The following is a 23,529-nucleotide window of genomic DNA, read 5'->3' as shown; positions in this document are numbered from 1 at the left end:
CTCGAAGATTGCTAGACCCTACACATTTGATTTGTCGAAACTTTGTTCAGTTTTCAAAGGTCTAATTCGTTGGTTGAATAACTCAACACAACTACTAAAGTTTATCATCATCAGAAGAACATGTCAACAACTTTTTATAAATCATTTTGAATAAAAATTCAAGATAACGTTTTAAACGTCCTGATATATTCATAATGATGAGTATTGTTGCATGTCGTTCTTAACGACAAGAAATATAATATCAATAATTACGACATGGGTCAAGTATTTTTACCAATTAATTTCAGAAAAATTCAAATACATCCCAAACGTAACAACAGGACATATTTTACGGCGCTTTCACAAGAACTTCAAGTCATAAAATCTCCCGACTAAAACTAAACATAGTGACCCCAATTAAAATGCAACTGTTCCTAATTTATAGAAGTAACGCTTCGCAAAACAAAAAGGAACGACTACCGAAGTAATCGTCCCTCACTTGACTGCTATTTACTTGAACTGCTGCTAGAACTACTTGAATCTGAAAGTTCTGGCGCATCCGTCTGATACAAATCAACAGTTGATTTATTCTTATTCTTACTTAAGACACTCGTCTTCTTCTCTTTTTGGAGTTCCTTCAACGATTTCAGGGTCTTAGTAACTTTATAGTTGTAATCCGACTTATTGACCTTCTTGAAGCCCTTAGGTGTGTAGAAGCGTAGCAAGTCCCCTTGGATGACACGATCTGATAACGATAGTTCTGTCGTCACATGATTTTGCATCTGTTTGACTGCTTGCTTTTGTGCCGTAGTCAAATCCGACAACTTCTTACCTGTCTTAGAATCATAGACAGTACTCCCCAACTTCGTGTACGTTGGCGAAACAAAGTCCCCATTTCTAAAGGCCACCGTCTGATTATGTTGTGATGACAACAGATCAGTCCCAAATTGAATATAATTTGAGTTCTTAATTCCCAGTAAGTCAAAGATCGTCGGTAAAGCATCAATTTCCCCACCATATGTGTGGTTGATGCCGCCTTCGATGCCTTCTGAATGAATCATGAATGGCACCTTCTGGAACTGAGCCAAATCAAAGTTCGTAATCGACTTCTTACCTAAGAGTTGGGCAATGGCTGGTCGGTGATTATTTGAAATCCCGTAATGGTCCCCATATAAGACAATCATGCTATTCTTATACAGTCCCGCCTTCTTCAGGTAAGCGATGAACTCAGCAAAAGCTTGGTCCAAATAATGCGCCGTTTGGACGTAACCATCCACTGTTGAGTCACCGGTCGTCGTTTTCGGAATATCCACATTCTGTTTATCCAATGGATATGGGTAGTGGTTAGTCAATGTGATCAACTTAGCATAAAACGGTTGTGGTAACTTTTCAAGATACTTAACCGAATCACGTAAGAAGATCTTATCCTTCAAACCATAACCAATTTTATAATCGGCTTTCTCCTTATAATATGCAGAATAGAAAAAGTAATTATAGCCCCAAGACTTATACGCATTATCACGATTCCAGAAACTGGCTACATCGCCATGGAACGCAGCGGTCGTATAACCTTTTTGCGACAAGATCGCCGGTGCAGCTTGAAACGTGTTCGACGTCCCATATTGTGTCATAGCCGATCCCGTTGGCAACCCGAACAATGAATTTTCCATCATCATTTCGGCATCCGAGGTCTTCCCCTGTGCCACTTGATGATAGAAATTATCAAAGCTGAGCGTACTCTTATCATGATAGAACTTATTCAGGTTAGGTGTGACTTCCTTACCATCGACCTTATAATCAATCAAAAACTGCTGGAAACTTTCCAAATGGATCACAAAAACATTTTTACCTTTGGCTTTACCAAAGTACTTCACGTTATCGCCAGCCCGGTTCTTCTTCAGATAGGCTAACACACTCTTCATATCGCTACTGCTGGCCTGTGCCCGAGTTGCACTTTCCTTTTCCGTTTGGTAAAAACTATAGCCCGCATACGTATTTAAACCTAAATACTTCACGATATAGTTATTATCAAATGTCCGAGTCAGTAAATCAGAACGGTCATGTTCTGACATGCCTAGGTCAACTGCGAACAACGCGACCCCAATCATGGTCAGTGTTGCTGCATAACGAATCTTAAACGGTCGTGGATCAATCCGAATGACTTTAAAGACCAGTAACAGGATCAATAAGACCACATCCGCGTAAACTAAAAAGTCGGTTGCATGGATAATCTGACCCAAACTGGTCCCAAGATTATTACTGGCAGCACCGGAACTCTTAATCACACCGGCAGACATAAAGTCTGAAAACTCTCGGTAGTACAAGATATTGGCAAAAAGCCAGGTCGTTTGTAAGGCATCGATAATCATCAATAACCAATACTTCAAACGGCCCCGGAAATATAGCGCGATCCCCAAGAGCACAATGGCCGTTGGGAATGGATTTAAAATCAGTAGAAACTGTTGAACAGTCCCACTGACCCCTAGCGTAAACTCATGCTGATACGCGATATACGTCTTTAGCCAAAATAAGACCACGGTCAGCGTAAAAAAGCCAAGCGTGGTATTGACCTTACCAACCGTGTTTTTTATAAATTTGGGCATCATAATTCCTCCGTCATTGCTATTAACAAATCCATATTATAACGGTTGAGTGCTAAATCGCAATCTCTTGAAGAATTCTTCAACAATTCTTCAAGTTTCAACGCATAATATGGACCAGTCTATAAAATATCTAATTGGCGGAAATGTTAATTGTCCGTTAACAAATCGTATAGTTCAATCGCAACTAAATCGATGTTATCAAATTCAAAAGTTTGGTCTGGATTGAACTCTTGTAAAGTATAAGTTGAGGTAGCGGGGTCGTAAGCGACTTGACCACGTTCAACGCCTTCTTTTTCAAAGCGCCGTGATTGGACCTCAGCAGCTTCCGTCGTCCGCATTGCTTCGAGTCGTTTGAGAATTGCAGATAATTCAGATTTTTCCATTATAATAATCTCGCTCCTTAAGTTTTGTTTTTATTCTAGCAAAAAATGGGACTAATAACACGCCTTTTTAATATAAAGCCCCGTTTTACCCTAATTTTTCCCAAGTCAATTATACCGCAATGTCCCGCTTTGTCGGGTCTTAGTTGTGATAAAATTAAGACAAGTTATAAAAATATAAAAGGAGTCCTGATCATGACACTATTTAGAGATGATCTCAACGATACCATTGCTCAAATTCAAGTTTCAACGATTCGTCAATTCGACGAAGAAGTCAGTGCAATTCCTGACATGGTCAAATTAACACTCGGCGAACCGGATTTCAATACACCTGAACATGTCAAAGCTGCTGCTAAAGAAGCCATTGATCAAAACTTTTCACACTACACTGGGATGGCCGGCTTACTTGAGCTACGTCAAGCAGCCGCGAATTTCCAAGCTAAAAAGTACGGCAATCATTATGACCCTGAAGACCAAGTGTTAGTCACTGTCGGTGCAACTGAAGCCATTGCCACCGCCTTAACGACCATCTGTAATCCTGGCGATGCCATCATCATCCCCTCGCCAATCTTCCCGGCGTACATTCCGATCATTCAGGAAGCCCGTGCCACCCCACTCTTTATGGACACTGGCGTCAACGATTTTGTCATCACCCCGAAGATGGTTGACGACTTCATTGCTGCCCATCCCGATGAACATTTTAAAGGCATCGTCTTGAACTACCCGAACAACCCGACTGGGGTCACCTATGTCGCCGATGAAGTTAAGGCATTAGCTGCCTGCTTCAAGCGCCACAACTTGTGGGTCGTTTCTGATGAAATCTATAGTGAACTAACATATGGCAGTGACCATGTCTCAATTGCAAACTACCTGCCTGACGAAACAATTTTGATCAACGGCCTTTCTAAGTCACACGCAATGACCGGCTGGCGAATCGGCTTCCTATTTGCCTCGAAGGAATTAACGGCACAGATGAAGAAAGTTCATCAGTATTTCGTCACCGCCGCAACAACCATCGCCCAAAAGGCTGGGATTGAGGCTTTGGCAAACGGCATGGACGATGCATTGCCAATGCGTGCTGAATATCAAAAGCGCCGTGACTTCGTTTATAAGGTCATGAACGGTCTGGGCTTCAAGATTGCTCGCCCAACTGGTGCGTTCTATATTTTTGCTAAAATACCCGCGGGCTACGAACAAGACTCGATGGCCTTCTGTAAAGATTTAGCACGTAAAAACCATTTGGCAATTATTCCTGGGACGGGCTTCGGTGCTGAAGGCGAAGGCTATGTTCGACTCAGCTATGCTGCTAGCATGGAAAAATTGCAAAAAGCGATGGATCGCTTGACGGCCTATATCCATGACCCCGCCAATCAACACTAACTTCTGAACAACAAAAAAATCACGTTAATTCACGCTGCAGATCAGATGCAAGTGAGTTAACGTGATTTTTTAGTATTCAACTGGCAGCAACGATTGAATCCGCGCACTAGTTTTCACCGTAGTCGCCAACTGCATTGGGCCAGGTAATGCATGAGCATGGGCCGTGACATAATCCACAGTTGTCATCGTGCCAGCGGTCGGATCGGTTAACCGCAACTGCATCACCGTCATCCGTTTGCCTAAATAATTCGGTTGACTCGCCTTTAACGGTAAAACCGGAACTTCAGTTTGTTGTAACGGTTGCCGAACATTCACCCAGCGTCGTTGGACCGTCTTCGCCATCAATTTCACCTTAGTACTGGTTCCAGGAATCTGATAGTCAATAGTTGCTGGCGTAATCCGTTGATAACGCTCCTGCTGTTGAACTTGGGCTCGCAAGTTTGCGCTCGCACTGTACTGCCATGCGCCGCCTAGGGTGGTTGCAATCATCCGATGACCACCCTGTTTGAAGGTCGCCACTAGACAAGCCCCCGCCTTCGCGGTATAACCCGTTTTTAACCCATCCACTGGGACCGTGGCATCATATTCCGACTGCCCTTTAAGAATTTTAACTGACGTCGGCACACGGTAATTACGAACTTTGACAGCGGCTTGGTTCGCAATCGTAATCACTTCTGGATCATCCCGCAATAAATGTCTTGCAACCGTCGTAATTGCGTGCGCAGAGACCAAATTTTGAGCCTGATCACTAGTTCCTGGCAAGTTATAGTGATATTTCGTTAAATCGGTATTATCCAGCCCCGAAGCACTAACAAAATGAGCCTCAAGTTGCCAGCACTTAGCCTGTTTATTCATCAATTGAATAAACTTAGCGTTACTGCCGCCAACTAACTCACCAAGTGCGATTGCGCTACTATTTGAAGACCCAACTAAAGTGGCCGCGAACAGCTCCTTAACCGTGAACTTGTCGTGTTCAGCCATTGGCATCGTTGACAAGGTGGCACTCTCAGCCAGCTTACGAACCTGATCGCTAATCGGAACATTATCTGTCCACTTAATTTGACCACTTTTAACCGCATGCACGACCAAATCAAGCGTCATCAACTTACTTAACGACGCAATCGGCAGCTTAGTCTCCGCATGATCCGCATACACGGCTTGCCCGGTATCGGCATCGACAATGTAGGCCGCTTTCAGCTCATTGGCCGGATCACCGCTCGCACTGGCAGTCAAAGTAACCGCACTTAACCCAATAATTATCGCCAGAAATCCTAACCAGACTCGTTTTTCCCCTAATTTCACCTAAATCATTCCCTTTTGACTAATTAAAAAGCGCCGGCTGCTCGCTAGCGCTTCCTGCTTATTTTTCCGATAGCTCGTCGACCTTAATTTCTTCAGCTTTTTCTGGTCGCATGGCCATCGCAATCATCCCCAAAAACAGGCCTAAATAGTAAGTCAAAATTCGCCAAATTAACATGGCCAAAATCAACTTACTATGACTCGGAATAAACTTGGCAAAGAGTTCAGTAAATCCAAACTCGGCACCACCGGCACCACCTGGGATTGGAAAGAGCGACGTGACCAAGAAAATCAGCACGTTCAGGCTGGTCACCATGATGACATTGATGCCAGTATACCCCATTGCCCGCATGATAAAATACGGAATCAGGTAGTAGAACAGCAGTTGCAGGAATGTGATCACACTGACTTCCAGCAGCATTCGCCAATCTTTGGTCATCCGCAGACTCTCTTCGTAAAATGAGTCGATTTTTTCACTAATATTTGCTTGTAATTTTCCGAACCGTTCAGCTTTCATGAACCAACCGACCGGAATTAACACGACTTTCACGGCTCGCTTTGTGAAATTATACCAGTACATCACCAACAATAAGCCAACAATGACGGCAAAATGAATTAGAAAGCCAAAAAAGACGTATAGGGACAAATAACTTAACTTGGCCGCTAAGTAATTAAACCCAATTAACATTGCAAACAAGAAATTCAGCACGACCATTGCTTGAAAGACCACGAATTTCATCAATGCCACAGAGCTCGCCCGACCTGCATCAATTCCTGATTGGGCCATCACAAAGATTTGCGCGGGTTGTCCACCCGAAGAAAATGGCGTGATCCCGTTAAATAATTGTTCCGCTAATGGTACGCGCAGTGCGCTACGGAATGAATAGTGCTTGTAGCGGTGTCGGACGAACTTTTGCACGACAACTGCTTCTAGCCCAAAATACAGGCCGACACAGCCGAGGGCCACCAGCAGCCACCACCAATTGAGTTGTGCAATATCGGTCATCATGTTACTGATATTGACATTACGCAAGGAGTACCATGAAATCCCTACCCCGAGTAACACCATGACCAGCAATGACCACACATTTTTTCTAGTCATGGCTACCCCTCTTTTGCTTGTTGTAGATAAAAGTCATGCCAGATTCGTGCCAACCGTTCTTCTGAATAATCTTTTGACGCCAAGACTGCCTTATCATGCAAGAATTGCATTCCCGCTGGATTATCGCGTAAATGATCAATCTGCTTCTGCATATCATCAACGTCACTTGCAGCTTGGTAATAACCATCAATAATTGCCCGATACAAGTCCAAATCTCGCAGCAAAACCGGCGTCCCACAACTGAAGGCTTCCAGCACAGACATTGGAAAGAGCTCATTATACGAGGGCAGCAAGAATAAATCCGCCATATTATAGTAATCAACTAACTTTTCACGATCAACAATTCCAGGGAAAGATAGGTTTGCCGGTGGATTATCAACAACTTGTTTTAATTCTTGATACCCGTCCGTAATCCGACCGAATGAGAACCCACCTGCCCAGACAAATTGAATATCTGGGTTACGGCGAGCAAGTTCGATAAAATCTGGCACACCTTTCCGATCTTGAATCTGACCAGTCCCAAGAATCATAAACTTGTCCTGATCGTAGCCATATTTTTGTCGCAATTGTAACTGTTTCTTTTTAGTCATTTCATAAAATTCACGTTTGCTAACAAAGTTCGGAATATAAGTCACGTCCGCACGACTGATATTATAAGCTTCTAGCTTAGGAATAAAGGTCGGATTGACTACCACGATATGATCCATCCGCTTGTAAAAGGAAATCAGATAACGATTAAAAATCGCTTGGAATGGCTTAGGTAACTTCAAACTACCTTCCAGTGTTTCCGGCAAAAAATGGACATAACCAATCTTTCGACCCCGATTTGGCATAAATGTCGACAGGTAAAACATTGGATTCACCGTATGATAATGGGAAATCGCGGAACGCCCATAACGGTTGATCTTGATGTTGAACTCATCCTGCCAATGTGTTTGTAATAGCCGCATTAATTCCAAATACGCACTACCAACTCCTTGACCCTTGACAGAGTCAGCCTTCGAAAACATGGTGATGTTTAACATATTTCGTCCCCTTAATCGCTGATATTCGCAGACTTATTCGTTTCCGAGTAGGCCAACTGGACATCTTGATAATAATTGATGACCTGTTTACCAAAATATTCAGCTGAAATTTGATACAGTTTCTTCTGCCGTGGCTTCGGATCATCAAAGGCATGTGGATGCTGCAAATAACGGATAACATCCTGTACCAAGGTCCGTTCACTACTAAAAGTCGTCCCTAACGAAGGATCATCTAAAAGCTGATCTGTGTAAGGACTTGAAGCTACGACCGTCTTTAATCCCGCTGCCATGGCTTCAATATACGTCAACCCTTGTGACTCTGAATTGGACGCAGAAACAAATAGATCGGCCATTTGATAATAATTGTACACTTCATCGTTATCAATTTCGCCAGTAAACTGAACGTGTTCGCTCAGCCCGGCATCTTTCACTTGGTTTTCCAACGTTTCTCTGGCCGGCCCATCACCGACGATACAAAGTTGCACGGTTGGAACCTGTTCAATTACCTTTGGCAAAGCCGCAATCACTTCATGAATGTTTTTTTCATAGGCCAAGCGGCTCAACGAGAGCAAAACCGGCGTCTCAGGCGCATAACCTAATTTTTCACGATAGTCACCATCCGGAGTCTGCTCATACTGATTAATGTCAATCCCGGTGGGAATAATTCGAACCGGTGCTTTCACCCCATAGCCTTTAAGCGTATTAGAAACCCGATGACTTGGCGCCACGACGCCATTCAGATGGTAACAGTAGGCCCGCGTGGCTTCTTTAACATGATAAGGCTTCAACAATTTGCCATTTGCAATGTAGTGCAGATAATCTTCGTACATGGTGTGATAAGTGTGAATACATGGAATTTTGAGTTGCTTGGCCACGAACTTACCAATCATGCCCATCGAGAATTCCGTTTGAGTATGCACAATATCTAAGCCCAGATCTTTAGCGACCTGATAAGCTTTAAATAAGCCACGCACCGCAATTCGACGATCAGTAAATGACACGAAAGGAATACTCGTGAACCGAAAAATATTCCGTTCATAAATATTCTTATCAACGTGCGGATCAGTGGTCGTAAAGATATACACTTGATGGCCAGCCCGTTCGAGTTGATTACGCAACACTTTGATTGACGTTGCTACCCCACTCACTTGTGGATAGTACGTATCTGTAAATATCCCGATATTCACGTAGATTCTCCCTTTATTTCCGACCACTAACTGACACACTGTTAGCGCTCGTTGCTTCAATCAGTCCTTAAGTCCACCTGATTGAGCGCAGTTCATCCAGTCTCAATAATTAATTATAACAATTATATTGGTTCGGTATCGGAGTTGCAAATAATCTTAAGATAAATTAAGAGTTCCCTGTGACAACATCTGACATAGTTCAAACTTTGGCCGTTTCTCATGGCAATTTTATGTAAAAAAAGAGGCAGATCACTGAAGACCCACCTCTTTGATAAAGACGTTTACTTACCGAAAACGTTCTTTTCAACTAATTCTTTAACTTCTTCATTAGTGACACATTCGTTAAGGGCTTTGTCTGCTAACTTAGCCATTTCCTTAGTGTCGATGGTCTTCATCAATGAACGGGTCTTCAATACTGAAGTTGAGCTCATTGAGAATTCATCTAGGCCTAGGCCCATCAATAATGGCACGGCAACTTGATCACCGGCAACCTCACCACACATGCCCGCAATGCGGCCATTTGCGTGAGCAGCGTCGATAACATGCTTGATCAAACGCAACAACGATGGGTTGTATGGTTGATACAAGTATGAAACACGTTCGTTACCACGATCAGCAGCAAACGAATATTGAATCAAGTCGTTGGTCCCAATACTAAAGAAATCAACTTCCTTAGCAAATTGATCAGCTAAGATGGCAGCGGCTGGGATTTCAATCATAATACCTAGCTTGATATCATCCGCAACTGGGGTGCCCGCTTTAACTAATTTGGCCTTTTCTTCTTCGAAGATGGCCTTAGCTTGGCGGAATTCATCCAAGGTAGCAATCATTGGGAACATAATCCGTAATTGACCATAATGCGATGCCCGGAGTAACGCCCGTAATTGGGTCCGGAAAATATCATCACGATCAAGTGAGATCCGAATGGCACGATATCCCAAGAATGGGTTCATTTCATCGGGAAGTGGCAAGTATGGTAAATGCTTGTCCCCACCAATATCCATGGTCCGGACGATCACTGGCTTACCCTGCATCCCTTCGACAACCTTTTTATAGGCTTCGAATTGGGTGTCTTCATCAGGTAATTCGGCGCTATTCATATACAAGAATTCTGACCGGAACAACCCAACGGCTTCTGAACCAGCGTCTAAAACGCCATCCATGTCGTCAGGTGTCCCAATGTTTGAAGCCAATTCGAAGTGCTTACCGTCTTTAGAAACGGTGGCTTCGTTCTTGAGCTTGTCCCATTCGGCCTTTTGAGCAGCAAAATCCTTGGCTTTTTGTTGATAGTCACTGATTTCAGCATCAGTAGGTGCAACTAACGCTTCACCATTAATCCCATCAAGAATAACCGTCGTACCGGCTTTAATGTCAGTTGTTGCTGTTTCAGAGCCAACAACAGCTGGAATTTCAAGCGTCCGTGACATGATTGCTGAGTGACTTGTCCGTCCACCGATATCGGTGATGAAACCTTTAACGAACTTACGGTCCAATTGAGCCGTGTCACTAGGTGTCAAATCATGAGCGACCACGATAACTTCGGAATCGATTAATGCGGGACTTGGTAAGGTAACCCCTAACAAGTGGCTCATAACACGCTTCGTCACATCGCGAATATCGCCTGCACGTTCTTGCATATATGCATTATCCGTCATTGCTTCGAACATTGAGATGAAAGTATCAGTAACTTCCTTCAAAGCTTCTTCAGCATTGACTTTATCATCCTTAATCTTGCCTTCAATTTGTCCTAACATTTCGGGGTCAGATAAAATAGTGATATGAGCTTCAAAAACTTCCGCTTCTTCGGCACCTAAGCTTTGAGTTGCTTTTTCTTTGATAACTTGCAATTCAGCCTTAGAAGCATCAAAAGCGTCATGTAACTTCTTGATTTCGGCATCAATATCTGAAACCGTCGTCTTTTCGAATGACAAATCTGGATCAACTAGCATATAGGCCTTAGCAATCGCAATACCATCACTGGCCGCGATTCCCTTGAGTACCTTTTCAGCCATTATTCAGATAAGCCTTCTTTCTTCATAGTATCAGCTAAAGCTGCGACAGCATCTGCTTCGTCAGCGCCTTCAGCTGAAATAGTAACGTCTGCATCTTTACCAACACCGAGTGACATAACACCCATGATGGACTTCAAGTTTACTGACTTGTCTTGGTATTGCAACGTAATTTCTGAGTTGAACTTACTTGCTGATTGTACCAATAAAGTAGCGGGACGTGCATGGATACCTGTGTCTGCGATTACGTGAAAATCTTTCTTTTCCATAACTATTCGATCTCCTTCGAAGATGTAAAATTTTAAAGTTGGTCCCGAGTCAAGCCGAGTTGCCGCCAACACGTTTGCTCTAGAGCCCTTAGTATTGATGATAGCAATTATCCAATTGAAATACAAGCCCTTTCATTCATCAAATTGCGATTAATTGGTAGCCTTACCATCCTTATCAAAATGGTAAACGACGTGCCCGTCTAAGTCAGCCATACCAATGATTCTTTTTCGGTATTCGTAGCTCATATAGGCGGCGTGAAAGCTCATAAAGTCTTTCGGCTCGACACTAAAGCTTGCTTGCTTACCAGTGCGTAAGTCTTCCATTAACTGATGGAAATCCGTTGCCACAGTCTTTACCCCCTTATAATCAGATCAATTAAGTCCTGTCATCAACTAACATCAGAACAGGTCAGACGACTTCCGTGCGAAAATCAACTTTTAGACTATAATAGTGTCAGACGGTTCATTGACTGGCTTGTTCCGATTAGGTGTTAAATATACAACTGTTCATCTTAATTGACAAGCAAATTAATCGAGCTGGCAAAATGCTTCAGAAATAATTAAATTGTTGATAAACGAGATTTAAACCCGGTCAGCTAAAGAATCAATATCCAGTTTTGACGTTGAGACTTAAAACTTGCGTGACCTAAAAAAATCGCTATACTAATAGTCAAAGGTCAACAAAGGTCAAAGGACTTTTGGCCCTTTCACTAGCATCGATCATCGATTTAGTGATATTTCTGATAGGAAAGGTGTGTGACAGCAATATGCTTTGTGACAATTGCCATAAGAACGAAGCGACGATTCATTTATATACGAACGTCAACGGTCAGCGGCGGCAAATTAATCTTTGCCAAAATTGCTATCAACTGCTCAAAAATCAGGAACAGCAACCAAATAATGGAGTTGGAGGTACTGATATGGCACAAGATCCATTTGGTTTTGGCGGTCTTGACGATATCTTCCGCGCTATGCAAGGCGGCGACGTCAATTCTGGCGACGGCTATCGGCAACAGCAACAAACCCCACCAACCCAGCCTGCTGGTCCCAATAACGGGGGCAACCGGCGTGGGCAAAACGGTGGCGGTCTGCTTGGGCAATATGGCTACAACTTAACTGATCAAGCTAAGCAGGGAAAAATCGACCCAGTGATCGGCCGTGACAACGAAATCAACCGCGTCATCGAAATTTTGAACCGGCGGACTAAGAACAACCCGGTCTTAATTGGTGAAGCTGGGGTTGGTAAAACGGCGGTCGTCGAAGGCTTAGCCCAGAAGATTGTTTCTGGTCAAGTTCCCCAAAAACTATTAAATAAAGAAATCATTCGTTTGGATGTGGCTTCTCTTGTTCAAGGCACCGGGATTCGGGGTCAATTTGAACAACGGATGCAGCAACTAATGAAGGAAGTTCAATCGAACCCGAACATCGTGCTCTTCATTGACGAAATCCATGAAATTATGGGTGCCGGCAATGCCGAAGGTGGCATGGATGCCGGGAATGTCTTGAAGCCCGCTTTAGCACGGGGGGACTTCCAATTAGTTGGGGCCACTACGTTAAACGAATATCGTGACATTGAAAAAGATGCAGCCCTCGCCCGTCGTTTCCAACCAGTCACGGTTGACGAACCGAGCGTTGAAGAATCCATCAAGATTTTACAAGGGATTCAAAAGAAGTACGAAGATTACCATCACGTTAAATACAATGCGGACGCGATTGTCGCGGCAGTTAAGTTATCCAACCGTTACATTCAAGACCGTTTCTTACCTGATAAGGCGATTGACCTACTAGATGAAGCCGGATCACGTAAGAACTTAACCTTGAAGACCGTTGATCCTAAGACGATTCAAGAAAAAATTGATGGTGCTGAAGCGCAAAAACAAGACGCTTTAAAGAAGGAAGACTACGAGAAAGCGGCTTATTACCGTGATCAAGTTGCCAAACTCGAAAAAGCTAAACCCGACGAAAACAGTGCTAAGTCTGCAGAAGACACCGCCACTGTCACTGTCGAGGATATGCAACAAATCGTCGAAGAAAAGACCGACATTCCAGTTGGCGAGTTACAAGCTAAGGAACAAGCACAGATGAAGACCTTGGCTAGTGATCTTGAAGGCAACGTTATTGGTCAAGATAAGGCCGTTGAAGCTGTTTCGCGGGCCATCCGTCGTAACCGTATTGGGTTGAACGGTACTGGTCGACCAATCGGTTCATTCATGTTCGTCGGCCCTACTGGGGTTGGTAAAACTGAACTAGCTAAACAATTGGCTAAGGAACTCTTTGGTTCCGAGGATGCCATGATTCGCTTTGACATGAGTGAGTACATGGAGCCACATTCAGTGGCTAAATTGATTGGGTCACCGCCTGGCTATGTTGGTTATGAAGAAGCCGGTCAGTTGACCGAGCAAGTTCGGCGTCATCCGTACAGCTTGATTCTGTTGGATGAAATCGAAAAGGCCCACCCTGATGTCATGCATATGTTCTTACAAATCTTAGACGATGGTCGTTTAACCGATTCACAAGGTCGGACGGTCAGCTTCAAGGATACGATCATTATCATGACTTCTAATGCTGGGACTGGTGATTCCGAAGCAAACGTTGGTTTCGGCGCTGCCGCTGAGGGTAAGACCCATGACATTACGAGTCAATTGGGTAACTACTTCAAGCCCGAATTTCTGAACCGTTTCGATGACATCATTCAATTCAATGCTTTGTCGAAAGAAAACTTGATGAAGATCGTTGGCTTGATGATTGACGATGTCAACGGCATGTTAGCCAACCAAGACTTACATGTTCATGTCACCGAACCAGTCGAAGCAAAGCTCGTTGACCTTGGTTACAATCCTGAAATGGGTGCACGTCCATTACGGCGTGTTATTCAGGAACAGATTGAAGATCGAATCGCGGACTTCTACTTGGACCACGGCGATGTCAAGAATATGGTTGCCAAAGTTGAAGACGGTAAAATCGTCTTAGCTGCGGAAGAACCAAAAGCAACTGAATAATCAGGTCAAAACTTGTAAGTCACTATTGGCTTGCGAGTTTTTTTTGCCTGAGTATCGACATAAAAAGTGGTTCTTGCGTTGTAATCTGCAAGAACCACTTTTTTCGTTTATTAGTATTTAAACTAGCTATTTATGCTGACTTCTTTTCCGCTTGATATTTACCAAATCGATAAGCTAACCAAAGCACTAATAAGACCAGCACAATCAACAGCGACCACCAGAGCCAACGCCAATCGCGTGGTGTCTCGGCATTAGCCTGATCTGCGGCTGCCTTAGTAATCGTAAATTGACGGTTAAAGACCCATCGCTTTTTGCCGGCGGTAGCAACTAGCCGTAACCGGTACTTACCAGCTGATAAACGCTTATTTCCGGTATTAATCAAATAGTCAAAGTTTGAAGCTGGTGCCATGCCTAAACCAGTCCGTTTGGTTCGATATTTCAAACGACTATTCTGATCATAAATTCGGCCATCAATTGTTAACTTTTTGAGTAATTGCGGCGCCACGTTAGCAAGCTTCACACTAATGGCTGGACTAAACTTTTTTCGCTGTTCAATCCCAGTGCCAATCTTTTTGAGCACCAGCTTGGGTTTCACCACTGGCGTCGTATTTTGGCGAAGGACGAGTCCCAACGCGACCGCATAGCGGTTGTGCAAGTAAAAGCCTCTCTGATTAGTTGACTGACTCACCCCACTCGATAAGTTAAGAAAGTAAAAAGCCCCTTCTAAAACACCATCAAAACCCGTTTCCGGAATTTGGTACGGCACGGTCACTAATTTAGTGGCAGTGGGCGCTAACGTCAGTTTGGCAGGCGTCTTGAGCAATTCATTCAAGTGGTACTGGGCCGTGCTTCTAGTGCCCAATTTTGCTAAATCATACGCTTCGTTACCATTACACGTCGTATAACCAGTATTGCTAGCCAACTGAAGATGTAAGTTTTCCTTAGTCAAATTAATGACCCGCATTTGGAGCGTGCCCGTCTGGCCTGGTTTAACGGTTAAATCAAAATAATTCGTAACGCCCGTTGTCTGACGAGGATTGGGCACCATTTGAATCGTAAAGCCAGCCCCATTACCTGTCGTCGCCTGGCTAATTACCGGCCGTAAACTGACAAACAAACCGACAACACTCAGTAAGATCAACCACCAAAGTCTGCGCCTAGTCACTGGCCGTTGCACTCAATGTCCAAGTCAAATCGGCATCATATGTCCCCGTCGAAACACTCGACGTTTTTGGCAAGGTTAACTTGGTACTGGTCGTCGTGCCCGCAGTTGCTGTACCAACCCCAGCCGTGCCTGCGTCGGTGTCATTCCAAATAGAACTGTTATCACCAGTCACGGCACCAGCAGCTTTATTATCAGTAGCGTAAGCTAAGGTTCCTGTAATCGTCGAAGTTTTGTTAGTAAAAGGACTCATTTTGGCATTTAGATTCCACGCTGGTTGATCTGACCCACGATAATCGCTGACCGTTAATTTGGTCCCTGTCGTTGAGCCATTTTTAATAGCGTCGTTCTGATAAGCTAAATCGGCTCCTGACGTCACTAAAGTCTTGACTGTCGTCCCTTCAAAAGCAAAAGTTGGTACAGCATCCAAGGTTAACGTCCCCTGGGCGACTTCAAATTCACCAACCGAATTGCCAGTTAAGGCATTGGTATCTGCTGCTTGTGCTGGTAACATCAATAAACTAACACTCGCAACGGTTGCGAGACCTAAAGATAAAGTTTTAATTCTCATCATTATTTCCTCCAAAATTTTTAACTGGCTGTTAAGCCGTAATTTAATTGCCATCTAAATGGCACAAAATAGCGTTGTCCCGCGCTAACATCCGCTGGATACACCGACGGATCAACCATCATCGTAAACGCCAACTGTTTAGTTAATGTAGGTGGACTGGTTGCTGGTAATAGCGTTGCGGCAGTTGCACTCAAATGACGCGTTGTTGTAACCTTGTCGACCGTTGTTGTATATCGAATCCAATCGTCACTTGACAACGGCTGGGACCCGTCACTCAACGGTGCCGTTAAGGCCGCGCCCGTGCCTAAGCTTAAACTAATTGGCACTTGCCAATCATTTGTCAACGCAACGGTCGGACTCGCTGTCATTAATCGTTCTCCAGCTACCGCTTCAAAATCAAACACCGCTGGTAACGTTGCTGCAGCCGTACCAGCTTCAGTCGTCTTGATCGTCGTCGCGGGATAAGTCGCCAAATAATCCGCCACATTCTGAGTCGTGATGGCAGTCCCTCGATCCGAGGTCATGGGCATCACGACCAGCTTCAACTGATTTTGGCGTGCCAGCTCCGTCGAAATTGTCTGGTTTGTGGCCGAACTTCGTGTCGGATCGTAATTTGCCGCCTGCGTCACCGTTTTACCGGTTGTCACTAATTTTTGCGTATTGGCATTCTTTAACGCGGTCAACGGTCCCAGATCCAGGTCGTTACTACTTTCACTCGCGTTGATAGCCGAATTAGACAGTTGCTGCCACGTCCCATCATTCAACTGGTAAAACAGCTGATAAGCGGTCTTACGAGGCGTCACCCACGCCGATAGGTGAATCTCGCCATCCGTATGCTTCCCAGTATAATCAGTCGTCGCTTCGCCACTGGCAGTTTTTAAATTGGTCGCTGGCTTACCTTGACTCAAGGTCACTTTTGACAATTCCGGGATCTGCGGCTTGCTGGGGTCCAGTTCACTAATATTGTCACTCGAAATATGCTCGACATCGAAGCTACTAGCAATAACCCGCGCCGGCAGCATATTGTTTTCAATCAGCACATCTTTCCCAGAAATAACACTCCCGTAGAAGAATTGCGTGGCGCCAACATTAGCGACTTCGATGCTCGCAGATGGCGCCATGATACTCCCGGTAAACAAATCACTCCCACTCCCGGCATCCGCCGACAAATAACTACCTGCAGAGGTGTTTGCCTTTGGAAAGTTATTCAAGATATGACTTGAAAGCATTTGGTTGACAGTCGCTTTGGACCCATCCGAGTTCGTCACATCGTCGTTTTTATCATTGGTAATCGTTTTACCCGTCGTATCCGTCACAGAGAACTTATACGCACTGCCCCAGGAAAACGGCATCGTATTCTTGACCCCGGTCCAATTGACAAAGATGTATGGTGCATACTGGTAAGTCGCATAGGATGAGTCACTCGTTGCAGCCGTGTTAACCACATTCGTCGTCATATTCTCAATATGAATCGTAACGTCATGTGGTAAGCCCGATAAATTCAGGAAAACCATGGGCGGCGTGGCCTTAAAAGCGTCTGCATAACCATCACTAAGCTTAATCGTCACTTCTGGTCGATCACCGGTTAAATCCTTCTGAACGGTAACCGCATCGACACCACCATTCGCAAGTGTCGCTTGCTTGGCATTAAAACTCGCGTAATAATCCGAAATTCGCTGAATCTGATCCGCAGCCGCATCAAAATAAGCCGTCGCATCGACTTTATTGGGGTCTAAAGTGACTGTCTTGCCAGTTTCTTGCTGATAAGCCGCTTTTAATGACGCAGTATTATCTTTGAAATAACCCACATCCCCGACATTTTCGTCGCTAAGATGCTTAATTAGGACCGCATTCTGACGTTTTTCAGCCGCAGTCCAAGTGTTTTTAGCCTGATCGTGTAAATTATTAATAACAATTTTGTCAGTGTCCGGTAATTTATCTTGGTGATTAAAAACGTCAAATAAGTTTTGACCGGTCGTTTTCAAATCGGTGTCATTACTCTGATAAGGCACTTCATTGGCAACATAGACTGGTGAAAACTGCGACAATTTGTTCCAAACTCGGCCGTCATTGTCCGCGCCAGTCATGGCACTGACGATTTGACGACCAGCGTAACGTCCTTCTAGCGTCGCAATGGGACTACTGTTGATCGTTAGCTTTCCGGCGGCAAAGGCATTGTAGTAGGAACCCACACCAAAAACATAGTGACCAACTGACGAATCTGGAAACGGTAAATCCTCCGCGTAAACAGTTTTCCCAAGCAAGCCGCCTAAACCGAGTCCTATTAAAAAAGTTATTATTATTTTTCGTTTCATATGCTTGATTGCTAACCACAAATTGGTTAAATCATCGCCCCCACGTGTTTCCTAGTTGTTATTCGACACCGTCGAATGTCCCCAATTATACATATAGTCAATCCAAATGAACAAGCATATTAATCAAATACTTATAAATATAAACAACAATAGTTATATTTTTGAACTGATATAAAAATAACGGCATGTCTGGTTAATCGGTTTAACCATTGTCCGAATTTGACCATCAAGCTACTCTTTAACATTTATTTAAAGGCACTCCTTGTCAAACAGGCATCTTGATTAACACTAGTTAATTATGCATTTTCTATTATTTAAATCAGTCTTACTAATGTTTAAATGATTAATCCAAAAGGACTATATCAACTTGCACCACAACAAGTTAACATAGTCCTTTTACCGGATAACCGGTTGAAGATTGGTCAAAAGTAATCTCGCCATCATTTGTTGACATTGCACTTCACCGCAATCACCCAATCTTTGACCTCATCGCGATCTGCTAATAAACTGCCTTGCAAATCCTCATTAGCGTGATCGGCGACATTTGTATCAACTTTTTCATTAACGGGCGGACGATGACTTTCTACAGTCTGATTTCTCAAACTTTTCCGCCTGCGCCACAGCCAATAGCCACTCACTGCTAATCCTAAAATAGTTAACGGTATCATTATCTTTTTCATTTGCCACCCTCCCTCGTTTGATTGGTCTTAATTATATCGGGTATTCGCGGGTGTCTCAACGAATACGCTTATAGTTTCAATAACATTTTCAACCAATCAAAGTTGCGGTTATGCCTGGAGTCAATTTCACATTACTGGAAAGAACCGGACTGAACACACGTCACCGTCAATGAGCCATCATTAATTTACGGTCAAATGGACGAGAAACGACCAGCTAAGATCCAATGATACCAAGGCCGCAACCAATAAGTTCCCCCGATGTGCTTTACATCCAGGCCCACCCTGATACACTAAAATTATTGGAGGGGATGCACCATGGATTTAGGACAACAATTACGACAACAACGGCTGGCACGCCATTTATCACAAGCACAGTTAGCCGCAGAATTACATCTATCACGACAATCAATCTCCAAGTGGGAGAACAGCACAGCCTTACCCAGCTTTGCCAATGTCGTTGCCATTAGTGATCTATTTGGACTGACCTTAGACGAGTTAATCAAAGGTGATAGTAACTTGCTGACGCACTTAGAAAAAGGCCCAACCATTAATCCCGTATCCAAAATCCTGTTAATGAGCCTTGTCATTGGGATTGTTGGGATTATTACGCTTGCTCAAACCCATATTTCAATGAATACTGCCGAAAATTGGCTGATTTCCATTACCTTAATTGGCTTTCTTGGGCTAATCTGCAGTATTAACTGGCATACTTTCAATCAAGCCTTTAACAAATGGGCAACACTCTGGGGAATCATTTGGTTAAGCTCGCTGGCGGTACCAGACCTCTACGACATTATCCAAGGCTTCCTAGCTGGAATGTCGTCCTATAATCACTAAAAAAAGCCACAATCATCGAAAATAGCTTAGAAATTGGACTAACTTTTTTAGTGAAATGTGGCTCGCTAATGACTGTTAACGGCTCCGCCCAAAAGATTGGCCACGCACTAATTAAACATTTAAAGCAATAACCTCACGTTCTAACCGCTACGGTTATGACGTGAGGTTCTGTTGTCTAATGCTTATTATCTTACCGAGTGCTCAACTAAGTACGTCAATTGTAACAATTTCCACCACGGCAATCCGTACTCACAAGCAAAGTTGCAAGTAACACCCCCAACGTTCAGCGGATTTGATCCATGTAAAAATATCATAATCGTTCAAAATTTCGAACAACAACACATGTACTCTGATACTTAATTATTGAATAATTAAGTATCATATCCTTGATAGTATAAATTTGACAGCCTATCAAAATCATGGTTTAATGGTTTAAAATTATCAACCATTAAGGATGATTTATATGTCAGATCTAATCAAATTAAAACACGAATTCGAGCATTCCAGTGATTTTTTGGTCGCGTTAGGTGATCCTAAACGCCAAGCGATTATTCTAGCATTACTTGATAAAAAGGTGATTCATCGCGGGTTACGCGTTAACGAACTTACGGATGTCGTCGCGCTCTCGCGTCCGGCCGTGTCGCATCATTTCAAACTGTTAAAAGCAGTTGGATTGATTGACTACCATCGCGTCGGGACTAAGAACTATTACTACTTGACACACCGATCGCAACAAATTCAACAACTTGAAACCCTATTGACCCATGTTCAAGCGGTGATGGATACTAATGAACGATTATAGAAAGCGTGGAAAAATGAAAAAAATATTAATTGTCTTGACGAATACAACACATTACGGTGACACTAACGATGCGACTGGTTTATGGCTTGGCGAAGCAACGGAATTTATTGACGTCGTTAATCAAGCCGGTTACCAAGTGGACTATGTTAGTCCCCAGGGCGGCTTCGTCCCGCTTGATCCCCGCAGCATGAAATACACCGATGCGGCCAGTATGGCCCGTTATAACTCGGATGATTTTCAGCAACGGGCATTAACTCATTCGCAAACGCCGGCAAGCATCGATCCAACCGAGTATATTGCTATTTACTATACCGGTGGACACGGCGTCATGTGGGATTTCCCAGATAATACCGAGTTACAGACCATTACTCAGTCAATTTTGGCCCAAGGCGGTTATGCCACTTCGGTTTGTCACGGCATTGCTGGACTACTCAATGTCAAAGATTCCGATGGTCAATACCTGATCTCTGGTCGCAATGTCACCGGCTTCACCACGGCCGAAGAAGTCTTGGCCGGCAAACGCAAAGTGGTTCCCTTTTTAAACCAAACCGTCGCAACTAAACATGGTGCCAATTTTAAACGTCGCCGAGCGTACGCGGAATATGCCGTTCAAGACGGGCAGCTCATCACGGGTCAAAACCCATTTTCTGCCAAAGCAGTTGCCAACTTGTTAATTAAAGCCTTAAATTAAGCCCAAAATAGCTACTGAACTAAAGATTGAAAGTTGAAAATTGCCGGTCTGCACCCGCACGTCAACAATTAGGTCGTGAAAACTAATCGCTCACTGCCGCTTCTGGTGGTTACTGATAACATGCGCTCGAAAAACCGGAAACAAAAACACTGCTCAGCTATTCCTAGCCAAGCAGTGTTTTTAATTAGTTACGGGGAAAGTCGGTCACAAGACCAGCGTCCTGCGCGCGTTTCGTATACATTTCAACTTCGTCTTCACTGGCCCGAACAAAGTGTCCTGGCGCAATTTCGACCATCCGCCGTTGCTTGTCATCATGTTCACGTGACGCGTCATAAACGACTTGCTTACGGTTACGTTCGAATTCAGGGTCCGGTACTGGGACCGCTGAAATCAAGCTCTTGGTGTAGGCATGCAATGGATGCGTGTAAACTTCATCCGCTGGGCCGATTTCCAGAATCTTCCCATAATGCATCACCCCAATCCGGTCACTGATATACTTAACCATCGACAAATCATGCGCGATGAATAAGTAAGTCAAACCTTGCTTTTCTTGGAGTTCCTTCATCAAGTTCACGACTTGGGCTTGGATAGACACATCCAACGCAGAGATTGGTTCATCAGCGATGATGAATTTGGGTTCTACGGCCAAGGCCCGGGCAATCCCGATCCGTTGACGTTGCCCACCAGAGAATTCATGAGGATAACGACTCGAATGGTCCTTGTTCAAACCGACCGTTTCCAGTAAGTCTTCAACCCGTTTCGTTCGATCCGCATCATCCTTGGCGAGATTATGGATATCAATCCCTTCAGCGACAATATCTTTAACTTTCATCCGCGGGTTCAATGAGGCATACGGATCTTGGAAAATCATTTGGATTTCACGCCGAAATTCGTGCATTTCAGCCTTGGTATGCAGCTTCGACACGTCTTTACCGTTGAAAATGATCTGACCATCAGTAGGTTCGTACAAATGGATAATTGAACGACCGGCCGTAGTCTTCCCAGAACCGGATTCACCAACTAACCCAAACGTTTCACCTTCATAAATATCAAAGGAGACGTCATCAACGGCCCGGACTTCATCTTTTTTGCCAACATTAAAATATTGCTTTAAATGATGGACTTCTAGAATTTTTTTACGTTCATCAGGCATATTGATTACTCCTTCGTCTCATGTTTGATCGGTGCTTCTGGCTTTTGCATCGTAGCGAACTTCTTTTGACGCCGGACAATTTCTGCGGGGGGCGTCACTTTAGGTGCATCTGGATGCAATAGCCAGGTCGCCGCATAATGCGTATCGGAAACCTTGAAGAATGGTGGTTCTTTTTCCGTATCAATCTTCATCGCGTAATCACTCCGTGCCGCAAAAGCATCGCCAACGGGTGGGTCAAGTAAATCAGGTGGCGTCCCAGGAATTGCGGACAATGAGCCACCTTCCGTATCCAAGGTTGGCATCGAGTTTAACAAGCCCCAAGTGTAAGGATGTTGTGGATTGAAGAAGATTTCGTCAACCGTTCCGTATTCGACAATCTTACCGGCATACATCACCGCGACCCGATCAGCCATCCCAGCCACAACGCCAAGGTCATGGGTGATAAAGATGATGGAAGTATCGATCCGATTTTGCAAATCCTTCATCAAATCCAAAATCTGAGCTTGAATCGTCACATCCAACGCGGTGGTTGGTTCGTCAGCAATCAGGACTTCTGGGTAGCAGACCAACGCAATCGCAATCACGATCCGTTGGCGCATCCCACCTGAAAATTGATAAGGATAGTCGTTGATCCGGTTTTCGGGATCAGTAATCCCAACCAACTTCAACATTTCTAGCGCTTGTGCGACGGCTTCCTTTTTCTTTAACCCTTTATGCTTCATTAACGGTTCGGCAATTTGTAGCCCAATCCGCATCGTCGGATCCAATGACGTCATTGGATCTTGGAAAATCATGGCAATATCTTTACCACGAATATGTTGCATGTCTTTTTCAGACTTTTTAATAATATCTTCATCATGGAACATAATGCTACCGCTTTTAATGACGGCATTGGGTGCTAACAACCCCATAAGTGACCGGGTGGTAACTGACTTACCAGAACCGGATTCACCAACAATGGCTAAGGTTTCACCCTTCCGCAAGTCGAAACTGACATCACGAATGGCTTTAACTTCACCTGCGTAAGTGTGGAAATCAATTTGGAGATTCCGCACTTCAATGATATTTTCAGGATTTTCCATTTTG

20 protein-coding genes are annotated in these 23,529 nt (G+C 44.0%); 5 read left to right on the top strand and 15 right to left on the bottom strand.

Annotated elements, in window-relative coordinates:
* Positions 1-485: 485 nt before the first annotated feature.
* Both FFM64_RS11745 and FFM64_RS11740 read right to left on the bottom strand, forming a co-directional pair.
* Positions 486-2,582, bottom strand: a complete 2,097-nt coding sequence (locus FFM64_RS11745; RefSeq protein WP_137608225.1) for an LTA synthase family protein — start codon at positions 2,580-2,582, stop codon at positions 486-488.
* A 146-nt stretch (positions 2,583-2,728) separates the two neighbouring features.
* Positions 2,729-2,965, bottom strand: a complete 237-nt coding sequence (locus tag FFM64_RS11740) for a YkuJ family protein (protein ID WP_137608224.1) — start codon at positions 2,963-2,965, stop codon at positions 2,729-2,731.
* Positions 2,966-3,157: 192 nt separating this feature from the next.
* Here FFM64_RS11740 and FFM64_RS11735 point away from each other — a divergent pair, with 192 nt between their 5' ends.
* Positions 3,158-4,342: a pyridoxal phosphate-dependent aminotransferase gene (locus FFM64_RS11735; protein WP_137608223.1), complete on the top strand. Its 1,185-nt coding sequence runs from the start codon at positions 3,158-3,160 to the stop codon at positions 4,340-4,342.
* A gap of 69 nt (positions 4,343-4,411) precedes the next feature.
* Here FFM64_RS11735 and FFM64_RS11730 read toward each other — a convergent pair whose 3' ends face one another.
* The 7 genes from FFM64_RS11730 to FFM64_RS11700 all read right to left on the bottom strand — a co-directional run bounded on the left by FFM64_RS11730 (position 4,412) and on the right by FFM64_RS11700 (position 11,581).
* Positions 4,412-5,644: a D-alanyl-D-alanine carboxypeptidase family protein gene (locus tag FFM64_RS11730; RefSeq protein ID WP_137608222.1), complete on the bottom strand. Its 1,233-nt coding sequence runs from the start codon at positions 5,642-5,644 to the stop codon at positions 4,412-4,414.
* A gap of 58 nt (positions 5,645-5,702) precedes the next feature.
* Positions 5,703-6,743, bottom strand: coding sequence for a lysylphosphatidylglycerol synthase transmembrane domain-containing protein (locus tag FFM64_RS11725; RefSeq protein ID WP_137608221.1), 1,041 nt, complete (start codon positions 6,741-6,743; stop codon positions 5,703-5,705).
* Positions 6,744-6,745: 2 nt separating this feature from the next.
* Positions 6,746-7,768, bottom strand: a complete 1,023-nt coding sequence (locus FFM64_RS11720; RefSeq protein WP_137608220.1) for a glycosyltransferase family 4 protein — start codon at positions 7,766-7,768, stop codon at positions 6,746-6,748.
* Between the two features lie 11 nt (positions 7,769-7,779).
* Positions 7,780-8,955: a glycosyltransferase family 4 protein gene (locus FFM64_RS11715; protein WP_137608219.1), complete on the bottom strand. Its 1,176-nt coding sequence runs from the start codon at positions 8,953-8,955 to the stop codon at positions 7,780-7,782.
* Positions 8,956-9,236: 281 nt separating this feature from the next.
* Positions 9,237-10,967, bottom strand: a complete 1,731-nt coding sequence (gene ptsP, locus FFM64_RS11710) for a phosphoenolpyruvate--protein phosphotransferase (protein WP_137608218.1) — start codon at positions 10,965-10,967, stop codon at positions 9,237-9,239.
* The gene (locus tag FFM64_RS11705; protein WP_137608217.1) at positions 10,967-11,233 is read right to left on the bottom strand and encodes a phosphocarrier protein HPr; all 267 of its coding nucleotides are present in this window, start codon (positions 11,231-11,233) and stop codon (positions 10,967-10,969) included. The genes ptsP and FFM64_RS11705 overlap by 1 nt, the downstream gene beginning before the upstream one ends.
* Positions 11,234-11,383: 150 nt before the next feature.
* Complete coding sequence (locus tag FFM64_RS11700) at positions 11,384-11,581, bottom strand: hypothetical protein (protein ID WP_137608216.1); 198 nt, start codon at positions 11,579-11,581, stop codon at positions 11,384-11,386.
* 419 nt (positions 11,582-12,000) lie between these two features.
* Between FFM64_RS11700 and FFM64_RS11695 the strand changes: the two genes are divergently transcribed.
* Positions 12,001-14,232 carry an ATP-dependent Clp protease ATP-binding subunit gene (locus tag FFM64_RS11695; RefSeq protein WP_137608215.1) on the top strand — a complete coding sequence of 744 codons (2,232 nt, stop codon included), beginning with the start codon at positions 12,001-12,003 and terminating at the stop codon, positions 14,230-14,232.
* A 130-nt stretch (positions 14,233-14,362) separates the two neighbouring features.
* On the opposite strand, the gene FFM64_RS11690 is transcribed toward FFM64_RS11695, so the two are convergent.
* The 4 genes from FFM64_RS11690 to FFM64_RS11675 form a co-directional block, all read right to left on the bottom strand.
* On the bottom strand, positions 14,363-15,397 hold the full coding sequence (locus tag FFM64_RS11690) for a WxLIP family cell surface protein (protein WP_137608214.1): 1,035 nt from the start codon (positions 15,395-15,397) through the stop codon (positions 14,363-14,365).
* Positions 15,390-15,965: a WxL domain-containing protein gene (locus tag FFM64_RS11685; RefSeq protein ID WP_171000399.1), complete on the bottom strand. Its 576-nt coding sequence runs from the start codon at positions 15,963-15,965 to the stop codon at positions 15,390-15,392. Before FFM64_RS11685 ends, FFM64_RS11690 begins: the two co-directional genes overlap by 8 nt.
* 20 nt (positions 15,966-15,985) lie before the next feature.
* A complete protein-coding gene (locus tag FFM64_RS11680) occupies positions 15,986-18,229 on the bottom strand; it encodes a hypothetical protein (protein ID WP_137608212.1) in 2,244 nt (747 codons plus the stop codon).
* A 491-nt stretch (positions 18,230-18,720) separates the two neighbouring features.
* Entirely contained in the window at positions 18,721-18,960 is a 240-nt protein-coding gene (locus tag FFM64_RS11675) for a hypothetical protein (RefSeq protein ID WP_137608211.1), read from the bottom strand.
* A 315-nt stretch (positions 18,961-19,275) separates the two neighbouring features.
* Here FFM64_RS11675 and FFM64_RS11670 point away from each other — a divergent pair, with 315 nt between their 5' ends.
* From FFM64_RS11670 to FFM64_RS11660, 3 genes are all read left to right on the top strand, one after another.
* A complete protein-coding gene (locus FFM64_RS11670; protein WP_137608210.1) occupies positions 19,276-19,797 on the top strand; it encodes a helix-turn-helix domain-containing protein in 522 nt (173 codons plus the stop codon).
* 463 nt (positions 19,798-20,260) lie between these two features.
* Entirely contained in the window at positions 20,261-20,599 is a 339-nt protein-coding gene (locus FFM64_RS11665) for an ArsR/SmtB family transcription factor (RefSeq protein WP_137608209.1), read from the top strand.
* 13 nt (positions 20,600-20,612) lie between these two features.
* The gene (locus tag FFM64_RS11660) at positions 20,613-21,290 is read left to right on the top strand and encodes a type 1 glutamine amidotransferase domain-containing protein (protein WP_137608208.1); all 678 of its coding nucleotides are present in this window, start codon (positions 20,613-20,615) and stop codon (positions 21,288-21,290) included.
* A gap of 184 nt (positions 21,291-21,474) precedes the next feature.
* Here FFM64_RS11660 and FFM64_RS11655 read toward each other — a convergent pair whose 3' ends face one another.
* Both FFM64_RS11655 and FFM64_RS11650 read right to left on the bottom strand, forming a co-directional pair.
* A complete protein-coding gene (locus FFM64_RS11655; RefSeq protein WP_137608207.1) occupies positions 21,475-22,443 on the bottom strand; it encodes an ABC transporter ATP-binding protein in 969 nt (322 codons plus the stop codon).
* Between the two features lie 5 nt (positions 22,444-22,448).
* Positions 22,449-23,525: an ABC transporter ATP-binding protein gene (locus FFM64_RS11650; protein WP_137608206.1), complete on the bottom strand. Its 1,077-nt coding sequence runs from the start codon at positions 23,523-23,525 to the stop codon at positions 22,449-22,451.
* Positions 23,526-23,529: the final 4 nt, after the last annotated feature.

Origin of the sequence: Lactiplantibacillus daoliensis (assembly GCF_005405005.1) — a bacterium.
Lineage (GTDB): Bacteria > Bacillota > Bacilli > Lactobacillales > Lactobacillaceae > Lactiplantibacillus > Lactiplantibacillus daoliensis.
This window is presented reverse-complemented; position numbering and strand designations above follow the sequence as displayed.

Bases quoted from the DNA above. Each gene is read 5' to 3' on its own strand.
- FFM64_RS11745 (WP_137608225.1), bottom strand. From the start codon at position 2,582: ATGCCCAAATTTATAAAAAACACGGTTGGTAAGGTCAATACCACGCTT.
- FFM64_RS11675 (WP_137608211.1), bottom strand. From the start codon at position 18,960: ATGAAAAAGATAATGATACCGTTAACTATTTTAGGATTAGCAGTGAGT.
- FFM64_RS11650 (WP_137608206.1), bottom strand. From the start codon at position 23,525: ATGGAAAATCCTGAAAATATCATTGAAGTGCGGAATCTCCAAATTGAT.
- FFM64_RS11695 (WP_137608215.1), top strand. From the start codon at position 12,001: ATGCTTTGTGACAATTGCCATAAGAACGAAGCGACGATTCATTTATAT.
- FFM64_RS11670 (WP_137608210.1), top strand. From the start codon at position 19,276: ATGGATTTAGGACAACAATTACGACAACAACGGCTGGCACGCCATTTA.
- FFM64_RS11665 (WP_137608209.1), top strand. From the start codon at position 20,261: ATGTCAGATCTAATCAAATTAAAACACGAATTCGAGCATTCCAGTGAT.
- FFM64_RS11660 (WP_137608208.1), top strand. From the start codon at position 20,613: ATGAAAAAAATATTAATTGTCTTGACGAATACAACACATTACGGTGAC.
- FFM64_RS11725 (WP_137608221.1), bottom strand. From the start codon at position 6,743: ATGACTAGAAAAAATGTGTGGTCATTGCTGGTCATGGTGTTACTCGGG.
- FFM64_RS11705 (WP_137608217.1), bottom strand. From the start codon at position 11,233: ATGGAAAAGAAAGATTTTCACGTAATCGCAGACACAGGTATCCATGCA.
- FFM64_RS11685 (WP_171000399.1), bottom strand. From the start codon at position 15,965: ATGAGAATTAAAACTTTATCTTTAGGTCTCGCAACCGTTGCGAGTGTT.
- ptsP (WP_137608218.1), bottom strand. From the start codon at position 10,967: ATGGCTGAAAAGGTACTCAAGGGAATCGCGGCCAGTGATGGTATTGCG.
- FFM64_RS11740 (WP_137608224.1), bottom strand. From the start codon at position 2,965: ATGGAAAAATCTGAATTATCTGCAATTCTCAAACGACTCGAAGCAATG.
- FFM64_RS11655 (WP_137608207.1), bottom strand. From the start codon at position 22,443: ATGCCTGATGAACGTAAAAAAATTCTAGAAGTCCATCATTTAAAGCAA.
- FFM64_RS11720 (WP_137608220.1), bottom strand. From the start codon at position 7,768: ATGTTAAACATCACCATGTTTTCGAAGGCTGACTCTGTCAAGGGTCAA.
- FFM64_RS11735 (WP_137608223.1), top strand. From the start codon at position 3,158: ATGACACTATTTAGAGATGATCTCAACGATACCATTGCTCAAATTCAA.